The organism is Streptosporangium carneum, assembly GCF_027922005.1.
GTDB classification, from domain to species: domain Bacteria; phylum Actinomycetota; class Actinomycetes; order Streptosporangiales; family Streptosporangiaceae; genus Streptosporangium; species Streptosporangium carneum.
Window position 1 is genome coordinate 25903 of record NZ_BSEV01000042.1, and the last position, 21221, is coordinate 47123.

19 protein-coding genes are annotated in these 21221 nt (G+C 71.8%); 5 read left to right on the forward strand and 14 right to left on the reverse strand.

Annotated features, from left to right (window positions below; genetic code table 11):
* Positions 1 to 3: 3 nt before the first annotated feature.
* From PKF00_RS41785 to PKF00_RS41845, 13 genes are all read right to left on the reverse strand, one after another.
* Positions 4 to 954, reverse strand: a complete 951-nt coding sequence (locus PKF00_RS41785) for a carbohydrate ABC transporter permease (RefSeq protein WP_271223327.1) — start codon at positions 952 to 954, stop codon at positions 4 to 6.
* The gene (locus tag PKF00_RS41790; RefSeq protein ID WP_271223328.1) at positions 951 to 1886 is read right to left on the reverse strand and encodes a carbohydrate ABC transporter permease; all 936 of its coding nucleotides are present in this window, start codon (positions 1884 to 1886) and stop codon (positions 951 to 953) included. Before PKF00_RS41790 ends, PKF00_RS41785 begins: the two co-directional genes overlap by 4 nt.
* Positions 1887 to 3350, reverse strand: coding sequence for an extracellular solute-binding protein (locus PKF00_RS41795; RefSeq protein WP_271223329.1), 1464 nt, complete (start codon positions 3348 to 3350; stop codon positions 1887 to 1889).
* A 143-nt stretch (positions 3351 to 3493) separates the two neighbouring features.
* Positions 3494 to 4975 carry a mannitol dehydrogenase family protein gene (locus PKF00_RS41800; RefSeq protein ID WP_271223330.1) on the reverse strand — a complete coding sequence of 494 codons (1482 nt, stop codon included), beginning with the start codon at positions 4973 to 4975 and terminating at the stop codon, positions 3494 to 3496.
* Between the two features lie 144 nt (positions 4976 to 5119).
* The gene (locus PKF00_RS41805; protein ID WP_271223331.1) at positions 5120 to 5467 is read right to left on the reverse strand and encodes a VOC family protein; all 348 of its coding nucleotides are present in this window, start codon (positions 5465 to 5467) and stop codon (positions 5120 to 5122) included.
* A 90-nt stretch (positions 5468 to 5557) separates the two neighbouring features.
* Positions 5558 to 5968, reverse strand: coding sequence for a VOC family protein (locus PKF00_RS41810; protein ID WP_271223332.1), 411 nt, complete (start codon positions 5966 to 5968; stop codon positions 5558 to 5560).
* Positions 5965 to 6843: a helix-turn-helix domain-containing protein gene (locus tag PKF00_RS41815; protein WP_271223333.1), complete on the reverse strand. Its 879-nt coding sequence runs from the start codon at positions 6841 to 6843 to the stop codon at positions 5965 to 5967. The genes PKF00_RS41810 and PKF00_RS41815 overlap by 4 nt, the downstream gene beginning before the upstream one ends.
* Positions 6844 to 6879: 36 nt before the next feature.
* Positions 6880 to 7623, reverse strand: a complete 744-nt coding sequence (locus PKF00_RS41820) for an alpha/beta fold hydrolase (RefSeq protein ID WP_271223334.1) — start codon at positions 7621 to 7623, stop codon at positions 6880 to 6882.
* On the reverse strand, positions 7620 to 8318 hold the full coding sequence (locus PKF00_RS41825) for a LysE family translocator (RefSeq protein WP_271223335.1): 699 nt from the start codon (positions 8316 to 8318) through the stop codon (positions 7620 to 7622). Before PKF00_RS41825 ends, PKF00_RS41820 begins: the two co-directional genes overlap by 4 nt.
* A gap of 153 nt (positions 8319 to 8471) precedes the next feature.
* Complete coding sequence (locus PKF00_RS41830; protein ID WP_271223336.1) at positions 8472 to 11234, reverse strand: ATP-binding protein; 2763 nt, start codon at positions 11232 to 11234, stop codon at positions 8472 to 8474.
* 279 nt (positions 11235 to 11513) lie between these two features.
* Entirely contained in the window at positions 11514 to 12746 is a 1233-nt protein-coding gene (locus tag PKF00_RS41835; protein WP_271223337.1) for an epoxide hydrolase family protein, read from the reverse strand.
* Positions 12747 to 12895: 149 nt separating this feature from the next.
* Positions 12896 to 13354 (reverse strand): nuclear transport factor 2 family protein, encoded by a 459-nt coding sequence (locus PKF00_RS41840; RefSeq protein WP_271223338.1) that lies wholly within the window; start codon positions 13352 to 13354, stop codon positions 12896 to 12898.
* Positions 13355 to 13978: 624 nt separating this feature from the next.
* A complete protein-coding gene (locus PKF00_RS41845; protein WP_271223339.1) occupies positions 13979 to 14539 on the reverse strand; it encodes a GNAT family N-acetyltransferase in 561 nt (186 codons plus the stop codon).
* Positions 14540 to 14715: 176 nt separating this feature from the next.
* On the opposite strand from PKF00_RS41845, the gene PKF00_RS41850 reads away from it, so the two are divergent.
* Entirely contained in the window at positions 14716 to 15117 is a 402-nt protein-coding gene (locus PKF00_RS41850; protein WP_271223340.1) for a VOC family protein, read from the forward strand.
* Between the two features lie 39 nt (positions 15118 to 15156).
* On the opposite strand, the gene PKF00_RS41855 is transcribed toward PKF00_RS41850, so the two are convergent.
* Positions 15157 to 16158 (reverse strand): helix-turn-helix transcriptional regulator, encoded by a 1002-nt coding sequence (locus PKF00_RS41855; RefSeq protein ID WP_271223341.1) that lies wholly within the window; start codon positions 16156 to 16158, stop codon positions 15157 to 15159.
* A gap of 56 nt (positions 16159 to 16214) precedes the next feature.
* Between PKF00_RS41855 and PKF00_RS41860 the strand changes: the two genes are divergently transcribed.
* The 4 genes from PKF00_RS41860 (at position 16215) to PKF00_RS41875 (ending at position 21147) form a co-directional block, all read left to right on the forward strand.
* On the forward strand, positions 16215 to 16973 hold the full coding sequence (locus tag PKF00_RS41860) for a DeoR/GlpR family DNA-binding transcription regulator (RefSeq protein ID WP_271223342.1): 759 nt from the start codon (positions 16215 to 16217) through the stop codon (positions 16971 to 16973).
* Positions 16974 to 17127: 154 nt separating this feature from the next.
* Positions 17128 to 18309 carry an MFS transporter gene (locus PKF00_RS41865; protein WP_271223343.1) on the forward strand — a complete coding sequence of 394 codons (1182 nt, stop codon included), beginning with the start codon at positions 17128 to 17130 and terminating at the stop codon, positions 18307 to 18309.
* Positions 18310 to 18395: 86 nt separating this feature from the next.
* On the forward strand, positions 18396 to 19655 hold the full coding sequence (locus tag PKF00_RS41870; protein WP_271223344.1) for a sensor histidine kinase: 1260 nt from the start codon (positions 18396 to 18398) through the stop codon (positions 19653 to 19655).
* Between the two features lie 103 nt (positions 19656 to 19758).
* The gene (locus PKF00_RS41875; RefSeq protein WP_271223345.1) at positions 19759 to 21147 is read left to right on the forward strand and encodes an FAD-dependent oxidoreductase; all 1389 of its coding nucleotides are present in this window, start codon (positions 19759 to 19761) and stop codon (positions 21145 to 21147) included.
* Positions 21148 to 21221: the final 74 nt, after the last annotated feature.

Sequence of the window (21221 nt, forward strand, 5' to 3'; positions counted from 1 at the left end):
CCCCTACTCTCCGGTGACGGCGCCGAGGGTGAGGCCGGTGACCAGCCAGCGGCGCACGGCGAGACCGGCGAGCATCATCGGCACGACCACGATCGTGCCGATCGCGGTGAGCTGCCCCCAGTCGATGCCCGTCTGGGTGACCAGCTGGGAGGCGGCGATGGGCAGCGTCTGGGAGTTCGGCCCCGAGAAGACGACGGCGAAGGCGTAGTCGTTCCAGGCGAAGACGAGGCACAGCACGAAGGTGGTGACCAGCCCCGACTTGGTCAGCGGGAGGATCACCGTGCGGAAGGCCTGCCAGCGGGTGCAGCCCGCGACGAGCGCGGACTCCTCCAGGGAGGGGGGCACCTCGGCGAAGAAGGCGCTCATCAGCCAGATGGCGAAGGGCAGGTTGAAGGTCAGGTAGGCCAGCACCAGACCGGGAATGGAGTCGATCAGGCCGAGCCCGCGGAAGATGAGGAACAGCGGGACCACGATCGCCGCGATGGGCGCCATGCGTGTCGAGATGATCCAGAAGGCCAGGTGCTTCTTGCCGCGCATCCTGGTCCGGGCCAGGCCGTAGCCGGCGAGCGCGCCCAGGAAGAGCGCGAGCAGCGCGGAGATCCCGGCGGCGAGCACGCTGTGCCAGATGTAGGGCCCGAGGTTGTTCGGCCCGCTGAACAGGTTGCGGTAGTTGTCCAGGGTCGGCGCGAACAGGACCTGCGGCGTGGCCGCGGTGACGTCCGAGCGGTTCTTGAACGACGACAGCAGCATCCACACCAGGGGAATCAGCGTCCAGAGCATGGCGACGGCCAGCAGGATCGCCACCGTCCACCGGGAGCGCTTGCTGCTGGCCTCCAGCGGGGACTGCGGCACTCCCGGCGGGGCGGCGGTGACCGCCCGCCCGTTTCCCCGCACGGCCTGGTCGGCGGTGGTCCGCTGGTGCGCGGACGACGGTGGAGTCATGGAGGTGCTCATCGGGTCAACCCCCTGGTGTCCAGAAGCCTGACGAAGGTACGGGCGATGAAGATCGAGAAGGCCAGCATCGCCAGACCGATGGCGGCGGCGTACCCGAAGTCGAAGAAGCGGAACGCCGTCTCGTACAGCCGGATGGGAACGATCTTGGTCGCGTCCGCGGGGCCGCCGTTCGTGGTGACCCAGATGATGTCGAAGTAGCGGATGGCGTCCATCGAACGGATGAGCAGCGCGACGAGCAGCACGTTGGAGATCGCCGGGAAGATGATGTACCGGAACGTCATCCAGGCCGGTGCGCCGTCGACCGCGGCCGCCTCGCGCACCGACTGCGGCACGCTCGACAGGCCCGCCAGGGTGATCAGGGCGATCAGCGGGGTCCACTCCCACACGTCCATCAGCACGACGGCGGCGAAGGCGCTGGTCGGGCTGCCCAGGATGTCGCCGGTGTAGCCGAGGGAGCGCAGCACCCAGGCGTACAGGCCGAAGGTGGAGTCGGTGAGGTAACGGCCCAGCAGGCCGACGATCACCGGCGCGGCGAACATCGGCAGCAGCAGGAGGCTGAGCAGGATGTTGCGGCCGCGCAGCACCCGGTACAGGCACAGGGCGATGCCCACCCCCAGGACCATCTCCAGCCCGACGGTCAGCACGAAGTAGACGACCGTGCGCAACCATGACATCCACATGTCGGCGTCGGTGAGGAAGCGCACCCAGTTGGCGAGGCCCACCGCGTCGAGCCGCACCCCGCCCAGCAGCCGGACCCGTGAGAAGCTCATCGCGATCAACGCGAAGAAGGGCACGATCGACAGCGCGGCCAGCAGGATCAGGCCGGGTGTCATCATCCTGCCCTCGAAGCCGTACCTCGGCTCCCTGGGGGCGAGACTCTCCGGGCCCGCGGGTCTGCGGAGCACCGGTGAGGAATCCGCGACGTGCGTCATCTAGGCCACCCACCCTCGTGCCACGATCCGGTCCACCCGCTCCTTCATCGAGCGCATCGCCTCCTCGGGCGAGACCCGCTCGGTGAGCATCCGGGACAGCTGGGTGAAGATCGCGGTGTTGCACTCGTTCCACATCGGGATCTTGGGGCGGAGCCCGATCTTGTCAGGTTGCCAGGCCTGCCGCACCGCGGCGGCGGTGAGCATGTTGGGCATCGTCGAGGGCCGCTTCTCGGCCGCGCGGACCTCCGGCAGTTCGTACACCGAGGTGCGCGTGGGCGTGCCCCCGCCCGCCTTGCTCTTGAGGTTGGTCAGCTGCGTCTGCGGCGAGGTCGCCCAGACGAGGAACAGCCAGGCCGCGCCGCGCTCGTGGGACAGCGTGTTCGCGCTGATCCCCACCCCCGTGCCGCCGTACATGTTGGCCGTGCCCGCGGGCCCCTTCGGCAGCGGCGCGTAGTCGACCTTGCCGGGCAGCACCTGCTCGTTGCTGGCCGCGAACTCGTGCCAGTTCGGGCACATCGCGAGCCTGCCCCCGCGGAACGCCGCACCGACGCCGTCCCAGTCCCACGTCGTGGAGCCGGGGTCGGCGATGGCGAGCAGCCGCTGGTAGAACTCGGCGCCGGCGATCGCGGCCGCGGAGTCGAGCCTGCTCGGCCCGGGATCCCGTGACCCCATCCGCCCGACCTGCCGGCCGTTGTCGAAGTAGTCGCCGCCGTACGACCAGAGCACGTTGCTGAAGTCGTTCATCAGGGAGTCGTGCTGACGCGCCTGGTGCCCGGTGCCGTACAGGACGTCCGCCTTGGCGTTCTTGTTGAACCACTGGGCGATCCCGTAGTACTCCTCCCAGGTTCTGTCACCGCCCGGGGTCGGGTCGAACCCGAGGTCGTTCGCCATGCGGTCGCGGTATTTGTCGAACAGGTCGCGCCGGTACTGCCAGATCATCGTCGGCGCGTCGTACGGCAGGGCGTAGATCGGCCCCGGCTCGACGAACCGGCCCGCGGCGTCCAGCTGGGTGGGGATGAAGTCCCCGACGCCGCCGGGCAGATCGGGCAGGTTCCGATCGGCCTGCAGTGTGCGCAGGTCCACCAGCCCCCGCTGGTAGGGGGCGAGCACCTGGTAGGGGTCGGCGTAGATCACCTGGTACTGCGCCCGCCCCGAGGCCAGGTCCAGGGCGACCCGCTGGACCAGCGCGGTCAGCTCGAGCGTCACGATGTTGACGTTGATCCCCGTCAGGTCGGTGAACGGGCTCAGGTCAGCGGCGATGGCCGCGGTGGGGGCGGTGTTCTCCGAGATGAAGTTCAGGGTGGCGCCCCTGAACTGGCGCCACTGGTCGACGCCGACGGTTTGCGGCGCGTCGCCCCGTGACGCGCAGGAGCTCAGGCCCGCGGTCAGGGTCAACGACGCCCCCGTGGCCAGCGCTCCGCGAAGGAAGTCGCGCCTGCTCGGCTGGGATGAATGGCAGTCCACTGTCCACTGCACCTCCTGACATCGCAGGTAAGGGCAACGAAAACAGATTTATCTCGCAGAAATAACAATGTAAACGTATATGTGATATTTTCTATAAAAAAATACGAAGTTTTGGCTTTATTCGGCGAGTGAAAATCACCGGCTCACGGACGTTCCCGCACGAGTTCCCGCACCGTCGCGAGAGCGCCGTCGGCGTGCAGCGACCCGAGCGCGCGGAGGTACGGCGCGACGAACCGCCCGTCGTCGGCGAGGTCTCCGAAGAGGTCCCGGTTCTCGACGAACGCCGTCGGACGTTCGCGCTGCGCCTTCGCCGCGGCCGTCAACCGGTCCTTCAGCCGGTCGACGATCTCGATCGGCTCCCCCGCCTCGTCGGTCCCCTCGGCGTAGCGCGCCCAGCTGGCCACCACGGCGGCCGCCCGGGTGACCTCGCCCCCCTGGGCCAGCCGCTCGCGCACGACGGGAAGCACCCATTTGGGGATCCGGTCCGACGACTCGGCGCACAGCCTCGCGAGCGTGTCGCGCACCTCGGGGTTGGAGAACCGCTCGACGAGGGTTCGCTTGTAGACGTCCAGGTCGATGCCCGGCACCGGCATGAGGGTCGGCGTGGCCTCGACGTCCATGTAGTCGAGGAGGAAGGCCGCGATCGCGGGGTCGGACGCCGCCTCGTGCGCGTAGCGGTACCCGCCGAGGTAGCCGAAGTAGCACAGCGCCTGGTGACCCGCGTTCAGCAGGCGCAGCTTCATCAGCTCGTACGGCTCCACGTCCGCCACGACCTGCACCCCCGCCTCCTCGAAGGGCGGGCGTCCCGCGGGGAAGCCCTCCTCGAGCACCCACTGGGTGAACGGCTCGCAGACGACCGGCCAGGCGTCCTCGACGCCGAACCGCTCGGCCACGGCCTGGCGGTCCTGGTCGGTGGTGACGGGGGTGATGCGGTCGACCATGGAGTTGGGGAAGGCGACGGCGTCCTCCATCCAGGCGGCGAGATCGGGGTCGGCGAGCCTGGCGAACGCCGTGAAGGCGCGGCGCGCGACGTCCCCGTTCCCCTGGATGTTGTCGCAGGACATGACGGTGAACGGGGCGACCCCCCTGGCGCGCCTGCGGCGCAGCGCCTCGGCGACGAACCCGAAGACCGTGGCCGGGACCGCGCCCCGCGCCAGGTCGGCGCGGACGCCGGGGTCGTCGGCGTCGAACTCCCCGGTGACGGGGTGGATGGCGTAGCCGCCCTCGGTCACCGTGAGCGACACGATCCGCACCCCCGGGTCCGCCATCCTCTCGAGGACCGCCTCCGGGTCGTCCGGGGCGAAGAGGTACTCGACGATCGACCCGATGACGCGGGCCTCACGTGTGCCGTCCGGGTGCTTCAGCACGAGCGTGTAGAGCCCGTCCTGGGCGGCCAGCGCGTCCCGCATCCGCGCGTCGCCGGGCAGCAGCCCCACACCGCAGATCGCCCAGTCGTGCGCCAGGCCGTCGTTCATCAGCCGGTCGACGTACATCGCCTGGTGCGCGCGGTGGAACCCGCCCACCCCGAAGTGGACGATGCCGACCGTGAGCTTCGAGCGGTCGTAGGAGGGGGCCGCGACCTCCACGGGAAGGGCTCCTGCTGTTTCCTGCGTCAGCGCGATCACGTCACCGGTCTCCTCCCCAGAGGCGTTCCCGCTTCGTCTCTACGCCCAGCATGACCGGCTCCGGCAGTTCCGGAGACCCAAAGTTTCGGCACGGCATCCCCTTCCCCCGGTAAGCCCCCCTCCACGGCCCGGGTGCGAAGGGCGTCAGCGGTGGCCCAGCACGTTGACCACCCGGCCGCCGGGGTCGCGCACGAAGAACCGGCGCACGCCCCACTCCTCGTCCCGCGGAGGGAACACGATCTCCGCGCCACCGTCCCGCATGACCGCGTAGGCCGCGTCCACGTCGTCCACCTCGACGCTCAGGTCAGGGGTGACCGGCGCGGTCCTGTCGGCGGCCATGAAGCTGATCTGCGCCGCCGGAGCGGACGGCGAGGCGAGCGTCATGATCCAGCCGTGGTTCATGACCTCCTCGAAGCCCAGCAGGCCGTAGAAGTCCCGGCTCTCCCGCACGGCCTCGGACCGGACGTTGGGCACGACGCGGCGAACAGTCATCGACACCTCCGAGTGAGAACAGACGTCGCTCCCGGGCTCCCCGGGAGCGCCACGGCGCACCGGCCGCCGTGAACACCCTCCTGACAGGCGTCAGCCCCTGCGCGGATGTCCCCGGTAGGTGCCGAAGGACCACCGGTTGCCCTCGGGGTCGCGCACGACGAAGTCGCGTGAGCCGTAGTCGGTGTCGTACGGCTCGCGGACCGGACGCGCCCCCGCGGCGACCGCTCTGGCGAAGACCTCGTCGGGGGCGTCGGTCACGACGTAGGCCCCGAACGTGCCGGGGCTCAGCGGCCACGCGTCGTCCTCGGAGTCGCGCACGCCGCCGAGCATGACGCCTCCGCCCTGCGGCCATGACAGCTCCGCGTGGTCGACCCGGTCGCCGTCGCCGTGGACCACGGTCTCCTCGAAGCCGAAGGCCTCGACGAGAAAACGGATCAGGCCGCGGGCGTCGTGGGCGCGCAGGGCGGGCCAGACCTGGGGTGATGGTGTGTTGTCCGTCATGCCTGCGAGTCTTCCGCCAGGACGGCGGCCATGGCTTGGACGTTTCGGAACTCCTCGGCCAGCCAGCGGCTCGGCGGGCATCCGGCGAGCGCGCCGAACTCCCTGGCCAGGTGCGCCTGGTCGTAGTAGCCGCACCTGGCGGCCAGCTCCGCCAGGGTGAGGCCGCCCCCTGAGGCGGCCGACCGCTGCAGCAGCCGCCGCGCCCGGTCGAAGCGCACCACCCGCGCCGTCTCCTTCGGGCGCAGGCCGATCTCGGCCGTGAACCTCCGGCTCAGGTAACGGCCGCTCCAGCCGACCTCGCGGGCCAGCTCGGACACAGGCATGACGCCTCCGGTCGCCAGCAGGCGCTCCCAGACCCACGCCACCTCGGCGGGCACCGCGGACTCCGCGCGGAGGCGTTCCAGCAGCACGGCGTCGAGCGCGGCGAACCGCCCGGCCCAGCCTCCGCCCTCGAGCACGCGCCCGCGCAGACGCTCGGCCAGCGGCCCGGCCACGTCCGCCAGGTGCAGGTCGGCCCCGGCGAGCTCCCCGGCGGGCAGGCCGAGCAGGGCCCGCGCGCCCAGCGGGGTCAGCGCGAGCTGGACACCGGACTGGGACCCGTCATGGGTGATCAGCGCGGGTGTGGTGTGCAGTCCGCCGACGAGCGCGTCGTAGCGGACCGGGCCCGGCCGCCCGTCGGAGCGCACGGCGAGGACGAGCGGGTCGTCGAGGGTGACGATCAGCGTGAGGTACGGCGAGGGCAGTCCGCGGTGGCGGCCCGGCGGCATCCCCGTCTCACGGTAACCGGTGTACCGGACGACGAACGGCCGCAGCTCGGGCGGCGGCTTCCGGACGACGGACTCGGCCGTGGAGCCGTCCGGGGCGTTCTCGGCCATTCGGCGCTCCCTCCCGGCGAGCCTTCTTCACGCGGATCAGGCGAGGAAACCGAGGATGAGGGCGGTGATCTCCTCAGGCCGCTCCATGCCGGGCAGGTGCCCCGCCCAGGGCAGTTCGACCGGCGTCGCAGAAGGCAGCGCGGCCGCCAGGTGACGAGCCGACGCCCGGAAGTAGGGCAGGTCGTGCGCCCCGCTCACCACCAGCGCCGGCGCCGTCACCACCGCCAGGTCGATCTCCTGCTCCAGCTGCGACGGCTCGGGGTCGGCGGCGAGCTGCGCCTCGAAGGCGTGACGCTGCATCTCCCCCAGCCGGGCGCGGGTCGTCTCGTCCGCCTCGGGACCGAGCCAGGTCCGGACGTTCAGCCCGACCGCCGCCTCGACCTCCCCCGCCTCCAGCAGCCGGTCCTCCTCGGCCCCGAACTCCTCCAGGTCGGGGGTGGCCTCGAGCCCGCAGCCCGCGTTGAGCAGCACCAGCCGGGTGACCAGGCCGGGGTGGGCGGTCGCCAGCTCCAGCGCCACGCGCCCGCCGTAGGAGGAGCCGACCAGGGCGACCTGGCTCAGGTCGAGGGCGGCGAGCAGTTCGGCGACGTCGCCGGGATCGGAGTACGGCTTCTCCGCGGCGTACGGCGTTCGGCCGTATCCCCGCAGGTCAGGACGGATCACCCGGAAGCGAGCCGTCAGAGCCTCCCACTGCGGGTCCCACATCCGCGAGTCGGCGGCGCTGGAGTGCAGCAGCACCACCGGGCTTCCCGTGCCCTCGTCGTCGAACACCAGCGTCATCGGGCCTCCACCGCCAGTCGCAGACCGAAACCGATCAACAGCACGCCGGAGACCGCCTCCAGGCGGCGGCGCACGACCGCCCTGTTGAAGATCAACTTAGCGCGCGCCACCATCCAGACGAACACGGCGTACCAGACGATGTCCACGAGCACCCAGACCACCGCCAGCAGGGTCAGCGTCAGCGGCACGTTCGCTCCGCCGGGAACGAACTGCGGCAGGAACGACATCGCGAACACGGCCGCCTTCGGGTTGGCCAGGCAGGTGCTGAATCCCAGCAGGTAGGACCGGCGCCGTCCGCCGCGCTCCTCCCCCGGCCCGCCGCCCGTCTCCTGCCCGGCGACGGCCGCGGCCCTCCCTCCGCCCGGTCCCGCGTCGCCCCCTCCGGAGCCGTCCCGTTCCGGGCTGTCCCGTCCCGTCCGCCAGGCGTTCCTGAGCGACTGGACCCCCATGAAGACCAGGAAGGCCGCGCCCGCGACCCGCATGACGTCGTAGGCCACCTCGGAGGCCAGGACGAGCGCCGACAGGCCGAACGCGGCGGCGAGCCCCCACAGCAGGATGCCCGTCTCGTTGCCCAGCGTCGCGGCCATGCCCGAACCGCGCCCCTCGCGCAGGGTCTGCCGCAGGATCACCGCGGTGCTGGCCCCCGGGATCATGGCGATCAGGAAGCAGGAGCCGACGAAGGCGAGAAGGAACATGTCGTCATCGTGCCCGGGTGGCTCCGGCCCCCGCAATCGGTTAACCCGGCGCGCCGCCCGCCTTCACCGGACGAATCAGACCACGAGGAGACGCGAGGGGATCCGTGCGGCGGGCGGAGAGCGCCGACTCGCTGGTGGACCTGTTCATCCGGCTCATGCTGATTCGGCTGCGCGGCCGGTCTCGTTCAGCGCACTGGCCAGCTCTCGGCGTGAGCTCACGCCGAGCTTCATGAACACCTTGCGCAGGTGCCATTCGACGGTCCGCGGGCTGAGGAACAACTGGGCGCCGATCTCGGGATTGCTGCGCCCGGCTACGGCAAGCAGCGCGATCTCCGCCTCCTGGGCGGTCAGCTCGTCGAACGCGTCGACCCTGCGCCGCCGCACCCGTTCCCCGGCGGCGGCCAGTTCCCGGCGGGCTCGCTCGGCGAACGCGTCCATGCGGATCTCACCGAACATCTCGAGTGCGAGCCGCAGGTGATCCCGCGCGGCCACACGGCGGTTGGCGCGCCGCAGCCACTCGCCGTAGAGCAGGTGCGCACGGGCCAGTTCTGGGCGCACCCGCGTCGGCGACAGCCTTTCTATCGCCTCGCGGTACAGGCGATCGGCGGCCGCTCCGTCGCTCAGCAGCGCGCGCAGGCGCGCTTCGACGCCGAGTCCCCAGTCGGTGCCCGCAGCGGCGGTGCCCTCGGCGAGCCGCTCAAGGGCGGCGCGTGCCGCCTCCGGACGGCCGGCCCTGGCGGCCGCCTCGACCAGCTCGATCGTGGTCCAGTCGGAAACGAACAGCTCAGGCGCGTCGTCGCCGCCCTGCTGGGCCGCTGTCAGCGCCTCCTCGTACCGGCCAAGGCCGTTGCAGAGAATCGCGGTGGCCCACCGGGCGTACTGCACCGCGCACCCCTGCCCGGCGGCCGTGGCTTCCGGGATCGTCGCGTTGATCAGCCTGCGGGCCTCGGCTTCGCGCCCCCGCAGACCCGCGAGCATGATCCCTCCGTACGAGACGACCTGTGACCCCGTCGCCTGAGTGACCGCACCGGCTTCGGCGGTCAGCAGGGCCGCACCCCTGAGATCCCCGCCCAGGCAGAGAGCCTGGGCCAGGACGTCGAGGGCGACGGGCAGCACGCTGAGCGCACCCGATTCGCGAGCGACCCGGACCTGGTGAGTCAGGGGGGTGACCCAGGCCTCGTAATCCCACACCATCACGGCCGCCGCGGTGGAGCGAACCACCTCCTGGATCGTGGCCGCGCTCCCGTCGCCGAAGCTGTCCGCCGCGCGCCGAAGGAGCGGCGCCGCCGCGTCACGTCCATCGGTGAGGGCGAGCGAAAGGCCGTCCAGGAGAAGATCGGCGGCCTGCGGAGGACCCTCAGGACGGCGGGCGGCAAGTGCCTTGCGCGATATCTCAGCCAGGCTCGTGCCGCGTGTCATGGCACCCGCGAACAGCGCCGCGCTCCAGGCGTCGAGGTACGTCTTGCGCGCGAGCCTGGGATCAAGCGGCTCAAGCGTCTCCGCCGCGCGCAGAAGCAGCAGGGGGCCTTCGCCGCCGCGGCTCTGCCAGTACTGGGCCTGGGCGCGCAGCAGGTTCACGCGGGCGCGCTGCAGGTCCTCGAGCGGCACGGCCTCTGCCGTGGCCAGCAGCCCCAGCGCGGCATTGAAGACACCCGCTTGCAGGCTCGCCTCGGCGGCGGTGAGCGCACGGTCCGCCCGCCGGGCCGGATCGGCCGTCAGCGTCACCGCGCGCCGCAGGAAGGAAGCCGCCGCCGCCAGGCCGCCACGGGCCTGTGCCTGACCCGCGGAGCGTTCCAGTTCCGCCGCGACCTCCTCGTCCGGGCCCTCCGCCGCGGCGGCGAGATGCCAGGCCCGACGGGCCGGATCGGTGTCCCGGCCGGTCGCCTCGGCCAGCGCCAGGTGCGCCGCCCGCCGGTCCGCCGCCTGGGCCGACCGGTACACCACCGTACGCACGAGGGGGTGACGGAAGACGACGCGCTCGCCGATCGTCAGCAGCCCGTCGGTCCTGGCCGGATCCGCCGCCGCGGGCCCGATGCCCAGCCGGTCCGCCGCGCGCCACAGCAGCAGCGGATCACCGAGCGGGTCCGCCGCCGCCACCAGCAGGAGTGCCTGGGTCTGGTCAGGGAACGCCTCGATGCGACGGCGGAAGCTCTCCTCGATTCCGGCCGAGACCTCCGGCCACCTGGCCGGCCCGAAGCCCCCCGCCAGCTCTTCGACCGGCAGACCGCGCGGCAGCTCCAGCAGGGCGAGCGGATTCCCGCGCGTTTCGGCCACGAGCCGGTCGCGCACCCGCTCGTCCAGAGGGCCGGGCTGAGCCCACTCCAGCAGTGCTCGTGAATCGTCGGGCCCCAGGCCGCGGACCGTCAGCTCCGGCAGAGCGGCGAGGTTCTTGTCGTCGCCGGGCTCCCGCACGGCGAAGACCATCGCGACCGACTCGGCGGCCAGACGCCGGGCCACGAAGGCCAGCACCTGCTCCGAGGCCCGATCCAGCCACTGCGTGTCGTCGACCACGCAGATGAGCGGCCGTTCCTCCGCCACCTTGGACAGCAGCGTCAGTACGGCCAGGCCGATCAGGAACCGGTCGGGAGCAGCCCCGCCCCGCAGGCCGAAAGCGGTCCGCAGCGCATCCGCCTGCGGGTCCGGCAGCTGTGGCAGGCGGTCCAGAAACGGCGCGCAGAGCTGGTGCAGACCCGCGAACGCCAGCTCCATCTCCGACTCGACACCCGCCGCCCGCGCGACCTGGCACCCGGACGCACGGTCGCACAGATGATCCAGCAAGGCGGTTTTGCCGATGCCCGCCTCCCCCCGCAGCACCAGGACCCCGCTCTGGCCGGTCCGCACGCCCTCCACCAGCCGGCCCAGGGTTTCGCGTTCGCGGTGCCGGCCACGCAGTCCAGGTAGGGGATCTCCGCTCACTCGATCAGGCTATCGTTTCCCTTTTCCGGATCCGCCTCCCGGTCCCGAGCGCCGTGCCGACCGGCCAACCCGTGCTCGCGGCCCTCGGCTGAGGGTTGTCTCTTGAATCGCGTTCGGAGCCAGATGACCAGAGCTGCCGGAGTGACGGCGCCGAGGAGGAAGTGAGCGCGTTCGTCGTATCGCGTGTGGGGTGTGAGCGGCCTCGGGAGACGGGCCGCCGGTGGACGGCGGTGGGCCTCCTGCTCTTGGAACGGAGCAGGAGGCCCACCGGCTACATGGTCAGCGCAGCTTTCGGAAGGTCTCCCGGATGTCGTCGGTGAAGGCTTCGGGGTTCTCGTAGTGGACGAAGTGGCCGCCCTTCATGTGGGCGTTGACGTTGATCACGTTGAAGGAGCCGCGAGTGGGGCCGTTCTCGAAGGCGGCGATACGCCCTTCGACGGTGTTGACGCCGGGCGGGTAGGCGTCGCCGAGGAGGAAGGTGAAGCCGGCCGGCGGCTCGACGACGGGCCGGCGGTCGTGGGAGGGCACCCACGGGTAGCGCGTCGCGTTGCGGTACATGCGGATGGAGGAGCCGATGGCCTGGTTCACCCAGAAGGCGGTGGCCTCGGCGAGGATGAAGTCGCGGGGGAAGTTCCTGTCGAAGTCACCTCTCTTGTCGCTCCACTTCTTCCACCGCCCCAGGAGCCAGGCGAGCATGCCGATGGGGGAGTCGTTCAGGCCGTGGGTGAGGGTCGACGCGTCGAGCATGTGGACCGCGACGTGGGAGACGTAGGTGCTGACGAATTTCTCCAGGCCCGCCCGCAGCTCCGGCGTGGCGTCCTCGGGAATCCTGGCGCCGTCGGTCAGGTCCCAGAACCGCTCGTTCTCGAACGGGCCCGGAGGCAGGTCGTGACCGTAGTGCAGGCCGATGACGCTGTCGGCGTACTTGTGGCCGAGCGCGCTGGTGACGAGAGCGCCGTAGTCGGAGCCCGCCGCGGCGTACTTCTCGTAGCCCAGGACCTCGGTCATGAGCTTGTGAATGATGTCGGCGATCTTCCAGTAGTTCAGGTCGCCTCTGCCGACGGGGGTGGACCAGGCGAATCCGGGCAGGTCGGGAATGATGACGTCGAAGGAGTCGGCCGGGTCACCGCCGTGGGCGGCGGGGTCCGTCAGCGGGCCGATGAGCGGGAGGCTGAACCCGCTGGACCACGGCCAGCCGGAGTGAACGGCGAGCGGGACCGGGTTCGGGCCCTTGCCGCGCACGTGGTAGAAGTGCACGGGCGTGCCGTCGATCTCGACCCTGTACTGGTCGTAGGCGTTCAGCCGCTTCTCCTGCGCACGCCAGTCGAAGCCGTCCGCCCAGTACTCCACGAGCGGCTTGAGGTAGGCGGTGCTGATCCCGTAGTACTCCTCCTCGTTGTCCAGGTCGTCGAAGAAGCGGGTCTTCCTCAGACGGTCCTTTAGGTCGTCCAAGGTCTCCTGGGGGACGTCGATCTTGTACGGTTCCAGCGTGCTGGGCTTGTTGTCGCTCACGGCAAGGCTGCTTTCGCGTAATGGTGGAAGAGTGGTGGAAGAGAAGTCGCTGTCCGGCAGACGGGTGCCGCCGCCTGCCGGTGTTCCGATCGCGCCGCGGCCGGGTGTGACCGGCCGCCGGGCAAGGCGCGAGAAGGCCGCAGGCGGCGTCAGCCGGTGAATTCCAGGCGGACCCGGGTCTGCTTGAGCTCGGCGATGTACCAGGAACCGTTCGTCTTGACGAAGCGTGCGTGGTAGTGGCCGAAGCCGTGCATGCCCCTGAAAGGGATGTCCTCGGACACGTCGGCGTCCTCAGGCCGGGTGATGATGTCCTCCATCGCCCATACGCCGTGGGCGGCGGTCGCCGAGTCGACGTCGATCTCGTCGGAGAACAGGTGGTGGACCAGGGTGACGCCGGGGCCGCCGCTGGCGCCGACCGTGGCGGCGATCCCTTCCCGGCCCTCCATGCGGAACCAAACCGATCCGTCCGGCTTGTGCGGAGTGAACGTGCCGTCTGGCGTGAACAGATTGGCCAGGTCCTGCCAGCGCTGATGATCCGCGTAACGGACGTAGCGAGCCATCAGACGACGCAGTTCCTCGGTAACGCTCAGACGCTCGATGGCATCCATAATCGATCATTCCTCTACCGGTGATGTGGACGGACATCCCGCCGGCGCCGCACAAAAGCCGCGACGCCGCCCCTGCGGCCACATCGACCACCCTCGCCGGACCGGGCGCGGGAAAGACCAGGGTGAGTCACTGGCCGGGTCCCTGGTGTGGCACCCGGCATGAGGATGCGGGGCCCACCGCCGCCGCGTTCCCTGTGGCCACCGCGCCCGGCCGGGGATGAGCGTCACCCCAGGGAGTCGACCGGTGATCCCCCGGGTTCTGTCGGGTGCCTGATCCGGCGAAGGTGATCGGCATCGGCTGAAGAACCGATCGGATGGCCGACGGCTCGCAACGGTTCATCCGTGGCCTGCGCCGGCAGCCCGGCCTCTTGAGGCCGGTGAGATCGCCGCGGCGGCTTCTGGTCCCCGCAGCGGAGTCGTTCGATCGGCTCGGTGCCACCGGACGAAGTCACTTCGCAGGTCTGACCAGGTGTCGGCAGCGGTTCATCGGGCTTCCACGCCCCGGCGCTCCGTCAAGGTAGTGCCGCAGTGAATGCCGGATTCGCTAATGCATGTCACCGCCGAGATCGAACAGTGCACCCTCTTTCGTCCTGTGCCGTGGGGGTGAAACGGGACGGCCGCGGGTCAGCGACGGGCGCGCCACTCGCGCTGCAGGATCGCGTAGACGATCTCGTCGACCCATTCGCCCTTGACCATCTCGTTCTCCACCAGATGCGCCTCGCGACGCATGCCGAGGCGTTCCAGGACCCGGGCGGAGGCGGCGTTGCGGCCGTCGAGGCGGCCGACTATCCGGTGCAGGTCAAGGCCGTCGAAGCCCAGTTCGAGCAGGACGTGGGCCACCTCGGCCGCGTATCCCCTGCCGTGGTGGCGGGGGTGGGAGACGTAGCCGATCTCCCCGCTCCGGTGCTGGGCGCTGTGCCAGAACAGCACACTGTCACCGATCAGCTCGCCGGTCGCGGCCAGTTCGACCGCCAGGGCGAGCGCCTGCCCCTCCTCCGTCAGCGCCGACTGCTTCATTCTGGTCTCCAGAGCCTCGGCGACCTGCTCGAGCTCTCGCGGCTCCCAGTACAGGTAGCGGGTGACCTCGGGAAGAGACTGAATGGCGTGCAGCTCGTCCAGATCTCCGGAGGCGAAGGGGCGCAGGATCAGGCGCTCGGTGCGGATCGGGTAGGACGGTTTCAGCATCTGGACAGATTAGGGCACCCCACGGACGACGGGCGAGGTGTTTTGACGCCCCTGGCGTGGCATGACGGCCCCTGGCGTGGCATGGCGGCCCGGGGCGTGACAGGGTCGGTCAGGGGGCCCGTGCCGGACGCCCCGGCCGGGAGCCGACACCGCCCCTCGGGCATGGAGGATGTCAGATGTTGAACGACAGTCATGTCGCGACCCGGCTGCCGGCCCAGGATCTGGGCCGGGCGAGGGCGTTCTACGCGGACAAGCTCGGTCTCGAACCCGTCGAGGAGCGTCCCGGCGGCCTGCTCTACCGGTGCGGCGGCGGGCGGTTCGCGCTGTTCGAGTCGGCGGGCGCGCCCTCGGGCGACCACACCCAGATGGCGTGGGAGGTCGACGACATCGAGGCCGTGGTCGAGCGGTTGCGCGACAGGGGCGTGGTGTTCGAGGAGGTCGACCTCCCCGGTTTCAGGACGGTCGACGGCATCGCCTACGTCGAGGGGAACTACCCGTCGGCGGGGGTCGGAGAGAGAGCCGCCTGGTTCCGCGACAGCGAGGGGAACCTCCTCGGCGTCGGCCAGCCCGTGCGCTGAGACCGTCCGCCCCTCCTGCCCGGCCGCGCCCTCCTCAGGTCAGCGCTCTCCCTGGGCGTCCCCGGAGGGCGCGCCGTACAGCTCGGAGAGTTCGGCGACCGTGGCCGCCATCAGGGCACGCAGCTCGGGCGGCTCCAGGACCTCGATGTCGGCCCCCAGACGCAGCAGCAGCCACCGGGCGTGTCTGGTCGACTCGGTCGGCAGGCGCATCGCGGTCCAGCCGTGCTCGTCGGGCGGGCCCGCCTCGGCCAGGGCCGCGTCGACGATCTCCGCGCCGACGGCGTAACGCAGCATCCCCTCCGCGCCCGGCGCCACCCGCACCAGGGCCTCACCGGTGTGCATGCGCGCGCGGAAGTCCGCCGCGTAGCCCGCCCAGTACGTGGCCAGGTCGAAGCCCTGGGGGCGTTCGAACCGGCCGTCGAGGATCTCGGCCGCCAGAATCCTCGAGACCCGGTAGGTGCGCGGGTCTCCCCCGTCGACGGCCGCCACGAGGTACCACGCCCCGCCCTTGAGCACCAGGCCGTAGGGATGGGTGAGGCGTTCGACCTCACGCGGCCCCCAGCGACGGTAGACCATGCGCATCGGGCGCTGGTCCCACACCGCCTCGGCGACGTCGCCGAGGAAGGGCGCCTCGTCCCCGTCGCCGTACCAACCGGGGACGTCGAGGTGGAAGCGCTCGCGCATCCGGGCCGCGTGGGAACGCGGCTCCGGCGGCAGCGCGGCGAGCAGTTTCAGCTCGGCGTTCGCGGCGACCTCCCCCAGCCCCAGCTGCGCGGCGGGGCCGGGCAGCCCGGCGAGGAACAGCGAGGACGCCTCCTCGGCGGTCAGGCCGTTGAGGCGGGTGCGGTAGCCGTCCAGCAGCCGGTATCCGCCGGCGGGCCCGCGGTCGGCGTACACCGGGACCCCCGCGGAGGACAGGGCCTCCACGTCCCGGTAGACCGTACGGACGGAGATCTCGAGCTCCTGCGCCAGCTCGGTGGCCGTCATCCGCCCCCGGGTCTGCAGGAGCAGCAGCAGTGACAGCAGACGACTCGCACGCATGGGGTCATTGTCCCGCATGTTTGCCGAACTAACATTTTTCATGTTCAAATGAACACATGGAAGGTTCTGATCGAATAAGAGCGATCATGTCCGCGCTGCGCGTCAACGATGCCGTCTCGGTGACGGATCTCGCCGTCGAGCACGCCGTCTCCGAGATGACCATCCGCCGCGATCTCGACGAGCTGGCCCAGCAGGGCGTGGTCAGGCGGGTGCGCGGCGGTGCGGTGAGCCTTCTGCTGCGCGGGGAGGAGCCCCCGTTCGGGGTCCGCGAGCGCGAGGCGGTCGAGGCGAAACGGCGGATCGCCGCGGAGGTCGCGGCGCTGCTCGTCGACGGCGAGGCGGTGCTGCTCGACGGCGGCACCACCGGGCTGGAGGTCGCCAGGGCGATCCGCGACCGCCGCATGACGGTCCTGCCGCTCTCCCTGCAGTCCGCGGCCGAGCTGAGCACGGCCCCGCGGATCCGCCTGGTGCTCCCCGGCGGCGAGGTCCGCCCCGGCGAGCTCAGCTTCACGGGCCCGCTGACGGAGAACGCCATCCGCTCCCTGCGCTTCGACACCGCGGTCATCGGCTGCTGCGGCCTGTCCGCCAAGCACGGGCTCACCGCCCACGACCTGGCCGACGTCGCCGTCAAACAGGCGGCGATCGCCTCGGCCACCCGCGTCGTCGCCGCGACCGACTCCGGCAAGTTCACCCACACCGCCTTCGGCGCCGTCTGCCCCCTCGACCACCTCGACACGGTCGTCACCGACACCGGGCTCTCCCCCTCCGAACACGACGCTCTCACGGCGGCGGGCGTCATCGTCCGCACCGTCTGAACACACCCGCCGAACGCGCCGGCCGAGCGCATCGGCTGTGCGCGGGCCGGGCACGCCCTCGGCGCGAACCGACCGCGCGCCTCCCCCGCACGCGCCGCCCACGCGCGCGGCCCGCCCGCGCCGCCCCGGCGCGCCGTCCGACTGGAGTCCGCCCATGCACGTCACCACCCCGGGAAGGCCGACGCTCCTTCGCGCCCGGATCGCGGTCTGCCTGCTCTTCCTGCTGTCCGGCATGGCCATCGGCACGTGGACGGCACGGATCCCGTCGATCAAACAGGATCTCGGGCTGGGCGACGGCCAGCTCAGCCTCGCACTGCTCGGCATCGCGGCGGGAGCGCTCGCCGGCATGCAGGCGGTCGGCAGGCTGATCGACCGTTACGGCAGCGTCAGGGTGATGCTGCCGATGGCCTTCGCCCAGGGCGTCGTCCTGGTCCTTCCCGCCCACGCGCCGAACCTGGCGGGGCTGGCCCTGGCGCTGTTCGCCTTCGGCGTGGTGCACGGCACACTCGACGTGGCGATGAACGCCAACGCCGTCGAGGTCGAGCGGGCGACGGGCAGGCCGATCATGTCCTCCTTCCACGCGTTGTTCAGCATCGGCGGCTTCCTCGGCGCCGCCGCGGGCGGGGCGTTCGCGCACGCCGGGTTCAGCCCCGCGGCCACCTTCGTCGCCCTGGCCGCCGTCGTCGAGGTCCTGGCGTTGTGGGCCGCCCTCTGGGCGCTGGCCCCCGCCGCCCCCGCCGCGGCTCCCGGCCGGGAGAGAGGTTCCGGTGACGCCCCTCCTGGGGGAGGCGGCCTGCTGCTGCTGGGCGTGCTGGGCGCCTTCACCATGATCGGAGAGGGCGCCGCGGCGGACTGGAGCTCGGTCCACCTGCGCGACGACCTCGGCAGCTCGGCCGGGTTCGCGGCGGCGGCCTACGCCGCGTTCTCGGCGACGATGACCGCCGGCCGCCTGGCAGGAGACCGGCTGACGGCCCTGCTGGGACCGGTGGCGCTGGTACGCGGCTGTGGCGCGCTGGCCGCGGTGGGGCTCGGGGCGGCGCTGCTGGTCGGCCATCCCGTCGCCGCGGTCGTCGGCTTCGGGTGTTTCGGCGCGGGCCTGTCCTGCATCGTGCCGCAGGTCTTCTCCGCCGCGGGCCGCCGCGATCCGGCGCGGGCGGGGCAGGCGCTGGCCAGAGTGGCGAGCCTGGCCTACCTGGGCTTCCTGAGCGGTCCCGTGCTGATCGGCGGTGTCGCCGAGATGATCGGCCTGCCGCGCGCGCTGTTCCTTCCCGTCCTGCTGGCGGCTTTCGTAGGGCTTGCCGCGTCAGCCCTGCGACCTGCTTCCTTTACAAAGTGAATTGACATCTCTCCCCCTGTGGGGGGAGAGAGACTCCCCACCTGAGCGGGAGGCGCCCCCGTCCCGCCCCTGCGAGGATCGGTCAGGTGAGACGCCTCCTGGCTCCGTTGACCGACGGGGTCACCTACCTCAGGTGGACCTGCCTGATTCTGGGCGGCGCGCTGGCCATGCCGTACATGATGGTCGGCACGCTGGCGGTGGGGGTGCTGGGGTTGTCGGAGCCGGGGCGCCAGGACCTGCTGTCCCCCGAACCCGTCATCTTCGCGTGCGTGCTTCCGCTGATCGCGCTGACCGGGCTGTTCCTGCCGATCCGCGCGCTGGAGCTGACCGCCGCGCGGGGCCTCCTCGGCGTCGGGATCGACTCGCCTCCCGCGCGTCCCGGACGGACCTGGCCGGAACGCCGCCGCACCGCGGCGTGGTTCACCCTCCATCTCGGGATCGGGGCCGTGGTGGCGGGGACGACCCTGGCGTTGGTGCCGTTCGCGGTCTGGCTGGCCCTGCTGCCCCTGCTGGGTGACCGGCTCGGGTTTCTCGGCACGCCTTTCGCCGCCGGATGGAGCGGCGTGTGGGGACCGGCGGCGGCCGCGGTGACGCTGGCGCTGCTGGTGTACGCGGCGGCAGGCGCGGGGGCCCTGCTGTCGCGGCTGGCCCCGGCGCTGCTCGGGCCGTCGCCGGCCGACCGGATGGCCGCTCTCGAGGAGCGGGCCCGGCGGCTGGCGACGCGCAACCGGCTCGCCCGCGAGTTGCACGACTCGGTCGGGCACGCGCTCAGCGTGGTGACCGTCCAGGCGGGCGCGGCCGGACGGGTGCTCGACCGCGATCCGGAGGCGGCGCGCACCGCGCTGGCGGCGATCGAGGAGTCGGCGCGGGCCGCGCTGGAGGACCTGGACCACGTGCTGGGCGTGCTGCGTGCGGAGGAGGACGACGACGCCCGGTCGAGAAGCCCGTCCAGAAACCTGGACGACCTGCCCGAACTGGTCCGCTCGACCGGTGCGGGCGTCGAGATCGCCGGCGATCTGGCCGCGCTGCCCGCGCTGGTGTCACGGGAGGCCTACCGGATCGTCCAGGAGGCGCTGACCAACGCGATGCGGCACGGTTCGGGCGCGGTCAGGCTGGTGGCGGCCGTACGGGGGGACCTCCTCGAACTGGAGGTGCGCAACGCGCTCGCGGAGCGGCCGCGCCGCGCCGGGGGACGCGGAATCGCGGGCATGCGGGAACGGGTGACGCTGCTCGGCGGCGGGCTGGAGGCCGGGGCCGTCGACGGGGAGTGGCGGGTGAGAGCGCGGCTGCCGCTGCGCAGCGGGGAGGAGCCCGCGTCCCCGCCCGCCAGGCGACCGGCGGGCTGAGCGGAGCGTCCGCCGGGAGGCCGCTCCCGCCCGCCGCCTTCCCGTCGGGGAGCATGCCGGCGGGAGCAGGTGCCGGGGGCGTCTTTCCGGGAAGGGGACGACGATGACGGAACGACTGGTGGTGATCGGCGGCGACGCGGCCGGGCTGAGCGCGGCCTCCCAGGCACGGAACAGGCGCGGCCCCGACGACCTGCGGATAGTGGCGCTGGAGAAGAGCGGGCACGCCTCGTACTCGGCCTGCGGGATCCCCTATCTGGTGGGCGGCGAGGTGGCCGACGTGGAGGATCTCGTCGCCAGGCGGCCGGAGGTCTTCCGCGACGAGCTGGCCATAGACCTGCGGCTGCGCAACGAGGTCGTCGAGATCGACCTGGACCGGCGCGCGGTGACCGTGCTCGACCACCGCGACGGCGGCCGGTACCGGGAGCCGTTCGACCAGCTCGTCGTCGCGACCGGCGCCCTGCCCCACCGCCCGGACCTGCCCGGAGCGCAGGCCGAGGGGGTGTACGGCGTGCAGACCCTGGACGACGGCGTCGCGCTGCTGCGGGCCGTCGAGTCGGCGCGCCCACGCGACGCCGTGGTGGTCGGCGGCGGCTACATCGGGCTGGAGATGGCCGAGGCGCTGGTGCGGCGGGGCCTGCGGGTGTCGCTCGTCGACGCGGGCGAACAGCCGATGGGAACGCTCGACCCGGACATGGGCGCCCTGGTCGCCGAGGCCCTGCGCGACCTGGGGATCGAGCTGTTCCTCGGTGAGGGCGTCGAGGGGTTCTCCGAGTCCGGCGGACGGGTCACCGCCGCCCGCGCCGGGAGCCGGGAGGTGCCCGCCGACCTGGTCGTCCTCGGCCTGGGCAACCGTCCGAACACGGCGCTGGCCGCCGCGGCGGGCATCCCCGTCGGCGAGACCTCGGGAATCCGCACCGACCGCCGGATGCGCACCCCGGTCGAGGGCGTCTGGGCGGCAGGCGACTGCGTCGAGACCTTCCACCTGGTCTCCAGGCGCCCGGTCGCGATCGCGCTCGGCACCCACGCCAACAAGCAGGGGCGCGCGGCGGGCATCAACATCGGCGGCGGCTACGCCGCCTTCCCCGGCGTCGTGGGGACGGCGATCTCCAAGATCTGCGAGTACGAGGTCGCGCGCACCGGCCTGACGACGGCCGAGGCCGCGGAGGCCGGGTTCGAGACGGTCGAGGAGATCGTGGAGTCCAGCACCCGCGCGGGCTACTACCCCGGCGCCCGCCGGATGAAGACCAAGGTGATCGCGGAGTGCGGGACCGGGAGGCTGCTCGGCGCGCAGATCGTCGGGAAGGAGGGGGCGGCCAAGCGGATCGACGCCCTGGCCCTGGCCGTGTGGCACGGGATGACGGTGGAGGACATGACCGGTCTGGACCTGGCCTACGCTCCCCCGTTCGCCCCCGTGTGGGACCCCGTGCTGATCGCGGCGCGCAAGGCGGCCGAACGCGTCGAGCGGCTCCGCGGGGGGCGCGCAGGGGGGTAAATAGCGGAGGGCAGCATGGTTGGGCGACTTCAGAGCGGGCAAGGGCGAAGAATCCAACCCCGATCCCGACAAGG